15 protein-coding genes and 1 pseudogene are annotated in these 13,115 nt (G+C 68.7%); 11 read left to right on the top strand and 5 right to left on the bottom strand.

The genetic code is table 11. The annotated features are described in order from the left end of the window. Window positions 1-294 precede the first annotated feature (294 nt). A complete protein-coding gene (locus ACFIF2_RS27035; protein WP_395575838.1) occupies window positions 295-1,029 on the bottom strand; it encodes an alpha/beta hydrolase in 735 nt (244 codons plus the stop codon). A 411-nt stretch (window positions 1,030-1,440) separates the two neighbouring features. Between ACFIF2_RS27035 and ACFIF2_RS27030 the strand changes: the two genes are divergently transcribed. Then, window positions 1,441-1,782, top strand: a complete 342-nt coding sequence (locus tag ACFIF2_RS27030; RefSeq protein ID WP_395575837.1) for a hypothetical protein — start codon at window positions 1,441-1,443, stop codon at window positions 1,780-1,782. A gap of 187 nt (window positions 1,783-1,969) precedes the next feature. Here ACFIF2_RS27030 and ACFIF2_RS27025 read toward each other — a convergent pair whose 3' ends face one another. Together ACFIF2_RS27025 and ACFIF2_RS27020 are read right to left on the bottom strand one after the other, a co-directional pair. Next, window positions 1,970-2,683 (bottom strand): GAF domain-containing protein, encoded by a 714-nt coding sequence (locus ACFIF2_RS27025; RefSeq protein ID WP_395575836.1) that lies wholly within the window; start codon window positions 2,681-2,683, stop codon window positions 1,970-1,972. A gap of 221 nt (window positions 2,684-2,904) precedes the next feature. Beyond that, window positions 2,905-3,039 carry a hypothetical protein gene (locus ACFIF2_RS27020; protein WP_395575835.1) on the bottom strand — a complete coding sequence of 45 codons (135 nt, stop codon included), beginning with the start codon at window positions 3,037-3,039 and terminating at the stop codon, window positions 2,905-2,907. A 76-nt stretch (window positions 3,040-3,115) separates the two neighbouring features. Between ACFIF2_RS27020 and ACFIF2_RS27015 the strand changes: the two genes are divergently transcribed. The 6 genes and pseudogenes from ACFIF2_RS27015 (at window position 3,116) to ACFIF2_RS26990 (ending at window position 5,481) form a co-directional block, all read left to right on the top strand. Next, window positions 3,116-3,346, top strand: a complete 231-nt coding sequence (locus ACFIF2_RS27015) for a DUF5133 domain-containing protein (protein ID WP_395575834.1) — start codon at window positions 3,116-3,118, stop codon at window positions 3,344-3,346. Window positions 3,347-3,382: 36 nt separating this feature from the next. After that, window positions 3,383-3,682, top strand: a pseudogene (locus tag ACFIF2_RS27010) (DUF6098 family protein); the annotation flags it as partial. 82 nt (window positions 3,683-3,764) lie between these two features. Then, window positions 3,765-3,911: a hypothetical protein gene (locus tag ACFIF2_RS27005; protein WP_395575833.1), complete on the top strand. Its 147-nt coding sequence runs from the start codon at window positions 3,765-3,767 to the stop codon at window positions 3,909-3,911. A gap of 76 nt (window positions 3,912-3,987) precedes the next feature. Beyond that, entirely contained in the window at window positions 3,988-4,182 is a 195-nt protein-coding gene (locus ACFIF2_RS27000) for a hypothetical protein (protein ID WP_053125713.1), read from the top strand. Between the two features lie 35 nt (window positions 4,183-4,217). Then, window positions 4,218-4,388 (top strand): hypothetical protein, encoded by a 171-nt coding sequence (locus ACFIF2_RS26995; protein WP_395575832.1) that lies wholly within the window; start codon window positions 4,218-4,220, stop codon window positions 4,386-4,388. 403 nt (window positions 4,389-4,791) lie between these two features. Beyond that, window positions 4,792-5,481, top strand: a complete 690-nt coding sequence (locus ACFIF2_RS26990; protein WP_395575831.1) for a GAF and ANTAR domain-containing protein — start codon at window positions 4,792-4,794, stop codon at window positions 5,479-5,481. A gap of 875 nt (window positions 5,482-6,356) precedes the next feature. Here the strand turns inward: ACFIF2_RS26990 and ACFIF2_RS26985 are convergent. Together ACFIF2_RS26985 and ACFIF2_RS26980 are read right to left on the bottom strand one after the other, a co-directional pair. Further along, complete coding sequence (locus ACFIF2_RS26985; protein WP_395575830.1) at window positions 6,357-6,704, bottom strand: hypothetical protein; 348 nt, start codon at window positions 6,702-6,704, stop codon at window positions 6,357-6,359. A gap of 620 nt (window positions 6,705-7,324) precedes the next feature. Beyond that, window positions 7,325-7,477: a hypothetical protein gene (locus tag ACFIF2_RS26980; protein ID WP_395575829.1), complete on the bottom strand. Its 153-nt coding sequence runs from the start codon at window positions 7,475-7,477 to the stop codon at window positions 7,325-7,327. 625 nt (window positions 7,478-8,102) lie between these two features. On the opposite strand from ACFIF2_RS26980, the gene ACFIF2_RS26975 reads away from it, so the two are divergent. The 4 genes from ACFIF2_RS26975 (at window position 8,103) to ACFIF2_RS26960 (ending at window position 13,112) form a co-directional block, all read left to right on the top strand. Then, window positions 8,103-8,924: a DUF998 domain-containing protein gene (locus ACFIF2_RS26975; RefSeq protein ID WP_395575828.1), complete on the top strand. Its 822-nt coding sequence runs from the start codon at window positions 8,103-8,105 to the stop codon at window positions 8,922-8,924. Window positions 8,925-9,607: 683 nt separating this feature from the next. Further along, window positions 9,608-10,099 (top strand): DUF2243 domain-containing protein, encoded by a 492-nt coding sequence (locus ACFIF2_RS26970; protein ID WP_395575827.1) that lies wholly within the window; start codon window positions 9,608-9,610, stop codon window positions 10,097-10,099. Beyond that, entirely contained in the window at window positions 10,096-10,935 is an 840-nt protein-coding gene (locus ACFIF2_RS26965; protein ID WP_395575826.1) for a cytochrome c oxidase assembly protein, read from the top strand. Before ACFIF2_RS26970 ends, ACFIF2_RS26965 begins: the two co-directional genes overlap by 4 nt. A 977-nt stretch (window positions 10,936-11,912) precedes the next feature. Further along, window positions 11,913-13,112 carry a hypothetical protein gene (locus tag ACFIF2_RS26960; RefSeq protein ID WP_395575825.1) on the top strand — a complete coding sequence of 400 codons (1,200 nt, stop codon included), beginning with the start codon at window positions 11,913-11,915 and terminating at the stop codon, window positions 13,110-13,112. Window positions 13,113-13,115 lie beyond the last annotated feature (3 nt).

Raw genomic sequence — 13,115 nt, 5'->3', positions numbered from 1 at the left:
TGATCCACTCATCAAGGTGCTGAGGAGCTGGTAGAGCAGCGGTCCAACTTCGTAAGCAAACCGTTGGCTTTGTTCATGAGAACCCGAGAACCGACAGCACATGTACACGAGTTGGGCAGCACTCGGAGCTCTGCAGAAATCGAACAGATCATCACTTCAGCCAACACGGGCCCCTGCCGAAAGTTCAGCAGGGGCCCACGGTGTAGAGAGGTGCGGAGGGCCGGTACCTGTCCTCGATGAGCGGCATGCCGGCCGACCTCAGTTACCGCACGCTGCCGGTCTGACGGCCCGGCCTCACTTCAGGTGCCGGGCAAGAAATCGGCCCGCTTCGTCGCCTGCGGACTGCGGGACGCCGGTGTGCCCGCCCATGTTGGCGTGCAGGGTCTTCTCCTTGGAGCCGAAGGCGTCGAACAGGTCTAGGGCCGCCTGCCGGTCGTTCCCTTCGTCGTCCCACTGCAGCAGGACGTGCAGCGGAATGGTGACCTGGCGGGCCTCCTCGAACGTGGCCCGGGGGACGAAACTCCCGGCGAACAGAACGGCGGCCGAGATTCGCGGCTCGACCACCGCTAGCCGGGTCCCGATGGAGATCACTCCCCCCGAGTACCCGACCGGGCCGCCGATCTCGGGCAGCGACAGGAGGGCGTCCAGGGCGGCCTGCCATTCCGGGACTGCCTTGTCGACCAGCGGGAGGATGAGGGCGTCGATGATCTCGTCGCTGACCGGCTTGCTTGCCTCCATCGCCCGGCGCAGGTCGGCGCGGGCCTGTTCGGCGGCGGGCCAACGGGGCCGGTCGCCGCTTCCGGGATGCTCGATGGTGGCAGTGGCGAAGCCGGCCGCTGAGCAGGCCCGGGCTCGGGCCGCCAGTCGGGGGTACATCTTGTGCAGTCCGAGCGGGGGGTGGCCGAGCAGGATCAGCGGCGCTGGTGCGGATGCGGGCGTCCACAGGATGCCGGGGATCTGACCGAGGGTGAATTCGCGTTCGAGGACGCCGTCGTCGAGGCGCTTTTCGGTAGTGAAGTGAAGGGCCATGATGGTGCCTTTCGGGAGTGCGCTTGAACGGCGCTCCCGGACGACCTATCGCCCGACCGTGACCCCGGAGGGGAGCACCCATGTCGATACTGCGTTCACGGGTACCACCTCCTCGATCTCTCGCACGGCCGCCGGAAACGTAGCAGTGGTCGCCCTTGTCTGCCAACGGGTTTTTGCGGAGTCTCCGTGGCGCCGCCGCAGAGCCGCTACTCGGGAAGTGGGTGCACTAGCGCTGTCGTTTCTCATGAACATCGAACACGATGCACCGCCGACGCCTCCCGAACTCGTGTACATGTGCTGTCGGTTCTCGGGTTCTGGTCCAACTTCTGTGGAGCCCTCACACTCTGTAACCTGTCGGGACGGGATGGCCCTTCGTAACTCGCTGACAGACCTGTTTGGGATCATGCCCGCATGGACTTCGACCTCGCCCCACAAAACGGCGTTGGCCCGTTGCGGATCGGTATGACTCGACATACGGCCAACACCGCGTTGGACTCGCTCCGCGATCCTTCTGCGATCTCGGAGTCCGACCGGCCGGGACAACACGTGTTCCGTCCCAGCGGGCTGATGATCAGCATCCACTGCATGCGCGACATGCTCGAAGCTATCGAGCTGGGAAGGCCCTCGTCCCAGACGGATCGAGTGTTGTTTCAGGGTGTGGACGTGTTCGCGCTTCCGGCTCGCGAGGTTGTCCGGCGCGTCGGTGAACTCACCTCGATCGAGGAAGATCCTGACGACGATGTTTCCTCATGACACCCCACCAAAGGCGCGCCAAGACAGGTTAGAAGAGGTCGAACTGAGCCGATCCAGTTGCCAGGCGGCTTCGCACGGCGGTGGCGTCCCTCTCCGGGAGGGCGCGTCCCATCGCGACGGTGCCATCGGGTGAACCGAGTCGCGGCATTCGCTTCGCGCACCGCATGAGCAAACACCCAGCGCATGCTCAAGACGCGTTCGGGGGGCCGCGCAGAATGTCCGCGGTGATGTCCGCGAGTGTCTTCCCGGTGCGGAAGGCATTGGCCCGCATGACGGCCAGCGCGTCCTCGTGGCTCAGCCGTCGGCGCGCGGCCAAGGCCACGACGGCACGCGCGGTGTCGAACCAGTGGGCACGCACGACCGGCTCCGGTTCCCAGGCAGGCGGCTGAGAACCGGTGATGATCACTTCGCGTACCGGGAGGAGCGCGGCTGCCACCGCATCGGCCACCTCGGAGGCCATCTCCAGACTCTCACCGTGCAGGGCGTGGGCCCGACGCCCCAGCAGGTCGATCGATCCCAGTACGTAGTCGCCGAAGAAGAGGGGGAGTGCGTACACCGATCTCACGTGCGGCAGTTTCTCCCGCATGGCCGCCCCGAACAGCGGCCACGGTGTGAGTTCGCCCGCAAGGTCGTCCACGGCCACAAGCTCACCCGTGTGCGCGGCACTGATGCAGGGGCCCTCCAGCACCGTGAACTGGATCTCCTCCAGGCACAGCGCGGCATCGTCCGACGCGGCGAGCAGTTGGCGGGAAGGCGTGTCGGTCAACAGCGACACGGTCGCACCATCCACCCCCAGCGCGTCGCGGACGGCCGCACACAGCCGGCGGGGGACCTCTTCGACGGCACCGCCCTTCGCGGCGGACGCGACGAGCCGCGCCGCGAGGCCGTCGTCTGCGGTCACTGCGCAGCCCACCGCACCGGCGGGGGAGCGGTGTGGCCGTGCTCAGGAACACGGTGACGGTACGCACGGCGCCGGAGACGGGAGGTGGCAGGAGGCTGACGTAGTGCCATGCGGGGCGGAATACCCGGTTGGTTCGCGTCCACACGAAAGTCTGGTGCACAGCCTGGAATCGCCGGCTTCGTATCCCGGCACGAGCTACGCACTTGCGGCGGGCCGAGGGACTACCTGGTCTGCGTGGTCGCCGCCGTCGACGCGTCCGCTTCCTGCCCGGCTTCCGAGGCCGGTGCCGTCTCCTCCCGCCGCTGGCAGAGCAGTTGCACACTGCCGAGCACCCGGTCCAGGTCTTGCAGATGCATCGGCATGGCGCCCGGAGCCCGGGGAACACGCATCGGTGTATCACTCATGTGAGTAGGGCGAAAAGGGAGAATCGCGATGCTCATGGCACACCCGGCGGTGCTGAAGGACCTCATCGAGCAGTACGAGACGCTGCAGACCCTGCATGCCGAAAGGGGAACTGAGGAAACGCGTCGCCGGATGGAGGACGTCGCCTACACGCTGTGCGTCTCGACCGGCACCCGCGACATCGACTCGGCATTCCTGGCCGCCCGGCGCCGACTGGCCGGCGCCGTGCCCGCGCAGGATGACGCCCTTCTCGCCACCTGACCCCACCCCCGCGCGACCAAGCTCATGAAGACCGCTATGCCGACCCTCACCAGCCTCGACGACCTGGTCCGCCTCCTTGGTCGCCGCCAGGGCCTGTACGTCCGCTGGTCCTGCGGACCGGAATATGACCTGGTGACCGGCTGCAGCTCAGATGATCTGACCGGCGTCGGAATGCCGGGCCTTTCGGCCAGCCCGCTGGATGTCGAGGACTGGTGGGGGACCCGGTCCGTGCGTGTCTGGGTGGCTCGACGGCTGTATGACTACTGCCACCTGCCCCGCGTCAAGGACCCCGGTACCCGGCCGTGGGTCCTGCACGGTGCCGAGCAGGCCCGCGGATCATCACCGAGCAGCCGGGGACGTGGGGCCCGCTGGACCGCAGCAGGGCATCTTGAAGGCGTTGTTGCGGGCTACAGGAACGTTGCCGCAGCCAGCCCGCAGCCCGAACGAGACCGGCGCCGACGAGCGCCCCGACAAACGTCGGGGCAAGCGCAACGCGCGCCGGACCCTGTGCTGGAACGCCCCCGTCGCCTGGCGGCTGACGTTCTCGCCGCGGATGCCTCGCTGAACGTTTCACAAGGGGCCCATGCGCCACCCGTAACTGACAAGCCTCTCGATGAACACAGGCGAAGCGAGGAGGAGCGATGTCGAACCCGCAACAGCCCGAGCTGCGGCGCAGTGACAAGGGAGCAGGCACTCCGCAGGACAGCCAGTCCCGCAAGGCGGCGCAGCCCGGCCACGAGGGCGGTGGCCGCGCTCATGGCACGGACCGCGGAAACAAGGGCGGAGGAGAAGGCGGCGGTACGCCTCCGGAGCAGCAGCCGGACCACCCGGCCTGAGCCCGCGTCGCAACAGTAACGAGCAAGGAGAAGCTGTGACCGTTCCCGAGGAGAACCGTCCGAAGACGACGTCCACCGACGACGTCATCGAGGCACCTGAGGAGAAGACGACCGCCGAGCAGGCGGACGGTGCCACCGGGCGCACCATGCGGGAGGCGATGGAGGAAGCCGGGCTCTGCCCGGACGACGTACGCGAGAAGAACTGACTCCGTCGGCAGACGGGCCGGTCCCGGCGGATACGCGCACGCCGTCCGGCCGGGGCCGGCTGCCGACAGAGCGGTGATCCGGGGCCGAAGGCTGCGATAAAAGGGCGCCTGCGGCTGTAGGCGAGAAGACCGTGCTGCCTCCCGTGGCTGTGCCGAAGTGACGCGAGGACGAGACTCTCGCCGCATGAACGCAGAGCGGCGGGAGACCCGCGGCTGGCTCCCATCCCTCTCCTGCCTTCCTGTCATACTGCCGCTCCGTCTCACTTGCCCCGGGTGAGTGGCGGCGTGGAGGGCGCGCGCTGCCTCTCGCCCCGGTTCAGGTTGCGCGTTCGACGGCGGGCGTGCCCTGGGACATTAGGGTGAGCGGACGGCTCAATGGGACACCTAGGCGGGTGGTGGCGCAATGCAGTGGCAGAGGTTCGCTGAGCAGATGGCTGTCCTGGCACGGGATCTGCTGGAGAAGAAGTCGGTCCAGGAGACACTGGACGCGATTTCGGTGGCAGCGGTGGATCTGGTCGAGGGCTGCGACGCGGCTGGGATCCTGGCGGTGCGCAAGGGCCGGGCGATCACGCTGTCCTCGTGCGGGGAGATGGTCGAAGCCTCTGACCGTATCCAGGGCGAGCTCGGTGAGGGGCCGTGCTACGACCTCGCCCGCCGGGAAAGCGGTGATCGCACCTACCGGATCACCGATTTGACCCAGCCCCAGCCGGGCTGCCCCGCCTACGCGGACGCGGCCCGCGAGCTCGGCATCGGCAGCATGACCGGCATCCTCCTCTACACCGACAAGGAAGACTTCGGCGCCCTCAACCTCTACGCCCGCCGCCCCGGCACCTTCACCGAAGACATCGAGACCGCCGGCTGGATGCTCGCCTCCCACGCCGCCGTCGCCCTGGCCAGCGCCCGCACCATCGACCAGCTCGAACACGCCATGGAAACCCGCCACGCCATCGGCGAAGCCATGGGCATCCTCATGGAACGCCACCGCATGAGCGAAGACGACGCCTTCAACGTGCTGCGCCGCCTCTCCCAGCACCACAACATCAAACTCCGAGAGGTGGCGCACAAGCTCCGCTCCGAGCATGACCGACCCTGACCAGCATTGACGCTGACCGGGGACAGTCGTGTCCTGCGGATGTCCTGTCCGCTCCGTACGTGTGGACGAAGCCGCGGCCGTACGGCCTACCTCAGAGTGCCGTCGGGCGCTCCGTCGATGTAGTACTGGCCGGGACCGTCGGGGGGAACGGGCCTGATGGAGGGGAATGTCGGCGGTGATCTGTTTTCCTTCACCGGCGTGCTCGACGATCAAACGGCTGCTGAGGGCTGCGACGATCTCCAGACCGTGTCCGCCGACGCGGCGGGGGTCGGCCGACCGGGGCTGGGGCATGGCGGCCTGCCACCCCGGTGCCCGGGCGAAGGCTTCCATAACGCCGAGCGGAGCGGGTAGACGGTGCTCAGCCCGCGCGGCTACCGGCAGTCCCACGGGGACCGGTGACCGCCAGGTGTCTGTGGTCCGGAACGTGTGCCGCGGGCGTCGGCCTGCTCCCATTGCCGGCCCTCGGCCGGTAGCCGGGGGACGGTCACGCCCGGCCCCGGTGACGAGCCGGGCATCGCGCACGAGCAGAGCCCAGCGCCATGCCCGGTTCGCCGCCGAGCGTCCAGACCACCGGTCCCCCTGCCCGTGCGTGGTGGGTGCCGCATCCGGCACCCCCGAACTCCCCGGCGTTCGCCTACGCATGTCCCGAGACGAGCACACCGACCGGGGGCGAGCCGCTGCACCGACACCTCGCCTCGGAGCCAGCGCTGTCGGCCGATCCGTCAAGGGCCGACCACCACACTCCCCCCGGTCAGGCCGACCCAGAACCGCGGCCTCAAGAAACGTCCGCCCCGGCGGACACCATGTGTGCCGTGCCGCAGGCGCGCTCTGCTCGGTGACCGCCTCCTACGCCAGCCGCTGCCGCCGCTACCCGGTTACAGGCGCAGCATGCGCTCCGTGATCTCCCGGTACTGCCGCAGCGCGTGCCGGAACTCCTCCGCCTGCTCCTCGGAGTCCTGATCCCGCCACTCCGCACGCAGGACACGGCGCCGTTCGGCGAGCGCCTTCGCGAGTTCCGCGGTGGCCTCATCAAAGGCACTCTCGGCCGCCTCCAGCGCCTCACGCGGAGTGTCGGCGAAGTCGAGGAGGGCCTGCCGCAGGCGCTGGGAAACCCTTTCCCGCTCGTCGGCGGGCAGCAGCGGCTCCGGCCCACGGGCCGGGCGTGCGGTCGATCCGACACCCTTGCCCGGAGGCTGCTGGGCTCGTGCCTGGTCATACATCATTCGTGGCCCACATCCCTGTTGCGTCGGCAGGGTGCCACCTGGACCCTCACCCGGAACAAGCCGACCCGCAGGGCCTGACCCGAAACGAGCGGGCCGCTGACACCCCTGGCCCGTCTGGCCAGCCTCCACCCTCCCGCCAGTCAACGCCCGGCGACCTTCCCTGTCAACGAACCCCGGGAACGGAGAGTTGCAGTCCCGTCGAGGCTGCTCGGCTACCGCCTCCTGCAGGCGCGATCATGGTGCGCGAGGTGTCGCCATCAGCTCTCAGGGCACGGTCTGCGCGTAATCCCGTCCGGGGAGGGAGCCAGGTCACACCGGACCGCAGCCGACTCCCCACCCAGCAAGCCCGGTCGATGACACGTCCGCTCAAGAAGACACGCCACCACGGACCGCACCGGACGAAGCGCTACCAGCGACGCGACGAACGGCACGAAGGCGTCAAAGAACGTCAAAGAAGTTGGCTGCACGACCGCTCCCACGCTTCCCGTGAGAACACACGGTGGGCGGGCTGATCCGGGCGGTCGGCTCCGTCGGCGGGTGTGACCTCCCGCCGAGGGGCACCGGTTGCGAGAGGTCTTGTGGCTTCCTCGGCATCAGGGCTGTACCGGTGACGTGGACTGTCATGCGGGCCGGAGGAGCGCTGCCGCTTGCTCGCGTGCGTCGGCCAGCCAGGTAGCGCGTTCGTCGGGGAGCGAGCCGGTGACGGCGCGGAAGACGACCCTGCGTACGTCGGAGACTCCCACGTACGGCAGCACGCATGCGTTCGGGTGCACGAACACCGTGGCGTCCAAAACAGACGACGTCGGCCCCGTCGGATGGGAGCCAGACACTGGAGCGCCGCAAGGCGCCTACTCACCGTTATCCGTATCCCCTTCGCCGACGAGGCCGGTGCGGTGACCTCGAACAGCCGACCAGGATCGGCAGGTGCAAGGGCCCAACCTCAGGTGCCGCTCGGCTGGATCATTCTCCGGCCCGCGGTGCTTCCGCCGTCCACGGTGACCGACGCACCCGTCATGTAGGGGAAGTCGTCGGACGCGAACCCGAGCACTGCGCGCGATCTCCTCGGCGTCGGCCATCCGATCGAGTCCATCGATGTTGAGCGGCCCCCATGCCTGCTTGTACTTGGGCCATTCCGCATCCGCAATTCCCGGTGGGCGGACGAAGGGGGGTGCCGGTGGTGCCGGGCAGCAGGGCGTTGATCCTGATTCCCGTGGGTCCGAGTACGAGACGCTCTCCCCCGTGGCAAGGGGCCAGGCAGAACGAGGCACAGCTGGACCGGGCCACAACACGCACTCAGCAACGTGGTCACCCCTCACTGCCCGTCAGGGGTCGGAATCAGGGGTGCTTCAGGGGCGGCCCGGTGGTCTGCCCGGGTCGCTCGACCTGAGAATACAGACCATGATCACATCAGAACGCCGCGCCTTCAGCCACTTACTCGCCCCGACGGTCTGGACCGCCGTCGCTCTGGCCGTGGGCGCAGCCTTGTGGTCCCCCTCGGACACGGATCCCGGCCTCAATCCGTTCTCCCTGACCGTCAGCGACTTCGCTGCCCTCGACCGCGGAGGTCCGATCGAAACCACCATGGCCCTGCTGGGTGCGGTTTCGTTGGTACTCCTGGCGGTGGCGAGGGGGCGATGCGTGCCCGTGCGCGGTCTTCCCTCAGCCCTGCTGACCGTCTGGGGCCTGGGACTCGTGGTCGCGGCTGTGGTGCCGACCGACCCGCTGACCACACAGCTGAGCGGGTCCGCGTACGTGCACCGCTATGCCTCCATCGCGGCGTTCGCCGCACTCCCGGCCGCCGGGCTCCTTCTCGCGCGGCGGCTTTCCGCCGAACCGCATGCGGTGCGAACAGTTCGATGGCTGCGCGTCCTTTCGTGCATCGCCCTGATCGGGGCCTCGCTGATGGCCTACTCGGCGGGCCCCGGTGGCCGGGAGCTGATCGGCTTGGTCGAACGCCTGCTGCTCGCCAGTGAGGTGACCATGCTCGGCGTACTCGGCCGGTTCGTACAAGAGTCGGCCGGCCCGGCAAGCAGCATGCTGTCATCGGCGATGCATTCCCCGCGCAGGGTCACCGCCAGCGCGACGTCCAGCAGGATCTTCCCCGGATCGTGGACGGCCCCGCGGCTTCCGCCACGGCGTCAGGGATGCGACTGTCGCGGTGACCGAACCGGCCGTGCGGACGGCGACGACCAGCAGCACGCTCCCGGCCTGCGAGACTGATGCCCTTGCAGCAGCCGGCTCCTCCTGGGCGCCTGGCCTGGCTATGCCCACGGCGCCCGCCCTCCTCGGTGAACCGTCACGCGGACGCCGCGTTCTTCTCGCGCTCACCGGCGGGGCGGTGCACGGCCCCGCACCACGCGAAGTACCCACGCGGCAGAGAGCGGCGTTCGAAGCCTGAGCCCGTCGGCCCAGGAGCTTGGACAGTCCCCCTTCAGCCCTTCGACAGCCTCACGCGCACGTCAGGCGGGTCATACGGGAGGGGGTGTGCGTAGCGTGATCATGGCGACGCCGTTGTCGTTGTCGCTGGGGCGGACCTGGTCCAGCAGCAAGTCGCAGAAAGAGTCGAGGGGGCGATGGGCGAGGGAGGCCGCGTGCCGGCGCAACCGGTCAAGCAGCGTGATCGATGGAGTGGTGCGGGGATTCGACCAGTCGGTCGGTGCAGAGCAGGAGCGTGGCCCGTGGCGGCGGCACGGTGGTAGCGGGTCTGACCGTCGTGGGTGATGAGCAGGGTGGCGGGTGGCCGGCGTTCGTCCAGCGTAGGCGCCACAGTGTGTCGTCGCCGAGTGTGCGTCTGCCCTGTGTCGCCCGGCTGCTCACCCGGATGCGGTGATCGGCGGGCTCGCGTCCGGTGGGAGGGGTAGGCGTACGGGCAGCAGACGTGTCCGTGTCAGGAAGGTAGACCCATGAGCACACCGTCCTACCCGTCCGCGGCCTCTGAAGCGCGGCCCGACCCGCGTAGGTCGATGGTGGTGTGCGGGGTGATCGGGGTCGCGGTGATGGCCGCGGTCGACGAGATCGTCTTCCACCAGATCCTGAGCTGGCACCACTTCTACGACCGTTCCACCCTCAGCGTGGGGCTGCTGTCGGACGGGCTGCTGCATACCGCCGAGCTGCTGGCCCTGGTCGCCGGATTCGTCCTCTTCGCCGATCTGCGCCGCCGCCGTACCCTGGCCCCGCCCTACGGCTGGGCCGGGTTCTTCCTGGGCCTGGGGGTCTTTCAGCTGTTCGACGGCATCGTGGACCACAAGCTGCTGCGCCTGCACCAGATCCGCTACGGCGTAAACGTCACCCCCTATGACTGGGCGTGGAATCTCGTTGGCCTGGTGCTGCTGCTGATCGGCGCAGGTCTGGTTGTCCGTGCGGCCCGCCGCAGCCGAGCCTCGGCGGCGTCGTGATCTACGCGCACGTCCACTCCGGCCCGGACACGGGTGCTGGCCTGGCCGGGCTGGTCACCGCGGCGGCCGCGCTGCTGGCAGCCGTCGTCTATGGGGCGGCCGCATCCCGCCTGCGGCGCCGCGGGGATACCTGGCCGCGGTGGCGCGACGCGTCGTTCACCGCCGGAAGCGCGGGGCTGGCCTGGGCGGCGGCGGGCTCAATGCCGGGCGGTGCGTTCACCGCTCACATGGCCCAGCACCTGGTCGTGGGTATGGCAGCGCCGCTGTTGTTCGTCCTCGCCCGCCCCCTGACCCTGACCCTGCGCGCGCTGGCCCCCGGAGGCGCGCGCCGGGGGCTCCTGGCACTGGCCCACTCCCGCCCGGTGGGCTGGCTCACCTTCCCCCCTTTGGGGGCCCTGCTCGACGTCGGAGGGCTGTGGCTGCTGTACCGGAGTGGCCTGTTCGCCGCCATGCATCACCATCCGTGGCTGCACGCGATGGTGCACCTGCACGTTCTGGCCGCCGGGCTGCTGTTCACCTTCGCCGTCTGCCAGCTCGATGCGGTACGCCGCCGCTGGAGCCTGACCGTGCGCGGGATGACCCTGCTGGCGGCCGGGGCCGCGCACGCCGTGCTCGCCAAGTCCCTGTACGCCGCCGCACCGCCCGGCACCACCTTCGCGGCCGCCGACCTGCACACCGGCGCCCAGCTCATGTACTACGGCGGCGATCTCGTCGAAGCGGGGATCGCCGTTGTGCTGGCCATCTCCTGGTACCGGGTCACCGGCCGAGCCTTGGCCGTGCGCGGCCGGGTGCAGGCCCGGCGGTCGTGGGCGCCCGGGACGCCGGCCGGACGCTGACGGGGACCCCGGGGCGGTCGGCACCGTACGTCGCCGCGATGGATCGGTGGAGTTCCCCGCCGGGCAGGCGAGGACAGTTCGCGTGATCCTGGCACTACGGGCTGAGGAACAGCGCTGGTCGAGATGAAGCACCGGCTCATGCCCCGTGCCGAGCCCCGTGGGCACGCGGGGAGAGGGCGAGAAGAACGAGCTGTGTTGAACGCACGGAAGCGGGTCCTGCCGCCCAATCAGCATGCGGGCGGCAGGACCCGCTTCCGTGCGTTTGGGGAGAGCTGGGCTTCAGGTCGGCAGTTCTCGTAGGGGGCGTCGTCATATGGGAGCCGCCGTGGCTGCCTCCGCCCACCAGTCGCATCGTCGACGTCGACGACCGCTCCAGCCCTTCGCGGCCGTGAACTTGGAGCGCTCGGTTACTGAGGAACGGCTGCAACAAGAGGTGCAGAAGCACCGGCGGTGTTTTCCGCGGAGAACGAACTGGTCGCCTCGCGCGGCTCCGGGGCGGGCTCCCCTCCACCGAGGCAGTGTTGTCATCCGCGGAAAGCAAACCAGGGACGGCCCGCCTGCGTCCGGTGTCACGGCGATGTCCCGCTGCTGTCCCTCGGGCTGGCGCTGCTTGTTACCCGCAGCTCAGCCAGTTCGCCCCAAGCCTTACCCAACATGTGCTTGGCCAGGCTGGCTGCGTCGATGTCGAAGAGGGGGGTGCCCCAGCTGCTGAGCGATGGACTCCCCGGGGTCCTGCTTCAGATTCCGTTCGGCCGCGTAGTGAGCCGGGGGTGGGGCAGGCGCCGCTTGGGCGGCCATTCAGGATCGGTCCCGGCGACTGGTTCAGAAGGGGCACGGTACCGGCCGGCTGGGCGTGGGGCGTGGCGCATCCCCGTCGGTCAGCGAAGCATGGGCACTGTCCTGCCGACTCGGTGGATGTGATATCGGCGACTTTGGGGTACTCCACCGCTCGGCCCTGTCAACGAGGAGAGTGCCCGATGACGTTCAATCCGTTGGAGCAGCGGGGTATCCCGCTGGACCGCCAGCTGCGCAGCTGGCGCGAGCTGAACGTGGATCCGATCGACCCGGACCACTGCGACCCGTACACCCGGTGCCGGATCATCACGATGAACGGGATCGAGGTGGAGGCGATCCTGTTCAGCCACCAGCTCGCCCGGAACACGGTCGACCCGGAGGTCAAGCGACAGCTGGCGCGGGTCCGCTACATCGAGGCGCAGCAGCAGAAGGTCGTGAACTGGCTGCTGCCGGGTGTCTCCTCGGTGCTGGAGACGACGATCGCCTACGAGCAGGTCGCAGTGGACCTGACGGCGTGGGTGGCACGGATGGAGCCGGACCCGTACCTGAAGCAGGCGTACCAGTTCGGTGTGCTGGAGGACTTCGACCACCTGTACCGGTACGCGAACCTGTACGAGATGATCGAGCACCGCAAGGCGGAGTCGATCGTCGACAACCTGACCGAGGTCATGCCCGGCCGGCCCACCCGGTTCCACCACCGCAATCCGGTGGACAACGTCCGCGACCCGTACGCCAAGGACGAGACGAACCCGCTGTCGAAGCTGCACGCGTTGACGATCATGTCGGCGGAGCAGCAGACCATGAACTTCTACATGAACACCGGCCCCACCTACATGGAGCCGATCGCCCGCCAGCTCTACCAGGAGATCGGGCTGATCGAGGAGGAGCACGTCACGCACTACGAGTCCCTGGTGGACCCGGGTGAGACGTGGTGGGAGCAGCTGGTCAACCACGAGTACAACGAGTGCTACCTGTACCACTCCTTCATGGAGCAGGAGAGCGACCCCAAGGTGAAGGCGATCTGGGAGCTGCACCTGAACATGGAGCTGGAACACCTGCACGCGGCCTGCGACCTGATGCGCCGGCACGACGGCCGCGACCCCGCCTCCGTGCTCGCCCCGGAGTTGCCCAACGTGCTCACCTTCGAGCCGAACAAGGGGTACTTGCGCGAGCTGCTCGACACCCAGATGGACCTCACGACCCTGGGCGCCGGCTATGTGCGTGAGGCGCACGAGCGGTTCGAGCAGATGCAGGAGCAGATCCACGGCGGCGAGGCTCCGCCGAGCGACCGGGTGATGACCGAGCACCAGGAGATGTTCGGCCGCGAGTACCGCGTCCAGACCGAGGGCGAGCATCCCGACCCCTCCCAGCGCGAGAAGTAGGGA

The sequence above is a fragment of the Streptomyces sp. BK79 genome (assembly GCF_044142145.1).
Taxonomy (GTDB): Bacteria; Actinomycetota; Actinomycetes; order Streptomycetales; family Streptomycetaceae; genus Streptomyces.
Note: the sequence above shows the minus strand (reverse complement) of the source record. Positions and strands in the feature narration are given on the sequence as shown.

Bases quoted from the DNA above. Each gene is read 5' to 3' on its own strand.
- ACFIF2_RS26990 (WP_395575831.1), top strand. From the start codon at position 4,792: ATGCAGTGGCAGAGGTTCGCTGAGCAGATGGCTGTCCTGGCACGGGAT.
- ACFIF2_RS26970 (WP_395575827.1), top strand. From the start codon at position 9,608: ATGAGCACACCGTCCTACCCGTCCGCGGCCTCTGAAGCGCGGCCCGAC.
- ACFIF2_RS27015 (WP_395575834.1), top strand. From the start codon at position 3,116: ATGCTCATGGCACACCCGGCGGTGCTGAAGGACCTCATCGAGCAGTAC.
- ACFIF2_RS26960 (WP_395575825.1), top strand. From the start codon at position 11,913: ATGACGTTCAATCCGTTGGAGCAGCGGGGTATCCCGCTGGACCGCCAG.
- ACFIF2_RS27035 (WP_395575838.1), bottom strand. From the start codon at position 1,029: ATGGCCCTTCACTTCACTACCGAAAAGCGCCTCGACGACGGCGTCCTC.
- ACFIF2_RS27020 (WP_395575835.1), bottom strand. From the start codon at position 3,039: ATGCATCTGCAAGACCTGGACCGGGTGCTCGGCAGTGTGCAACTGCTC.
- ACFIF2_RS27000 (WP_053125713.1), top strand. From the start codon at position 3,988: ATGTCGAACCCGCAACAGCCCGAGCTGCGGCGCAGTGACAAGGGAGCA.
- ACFIF2_RS26975 (WP_395575828.1), top strand. From the start codon at position 8,103: ATGATCACATCAGAACGCCGCGCCTTCAGCCACTTACTCGCCCCGACG.
- ACFIF2_RS27030 (WP_395575837.1), top strand. From the start codon at position 1,441: ATGGACTTCGACCTCGCCCCACAAAACGGCGTTGGCCCGTTGCGGATC.
- ACFIF2_RS26985 (WP_395575830.1), bottom strand. From the start codon at position 6,704: ATGATGTATGACCAGGCACGAGCCCAGCAGCCTCCGGGCAAGGGTGTC.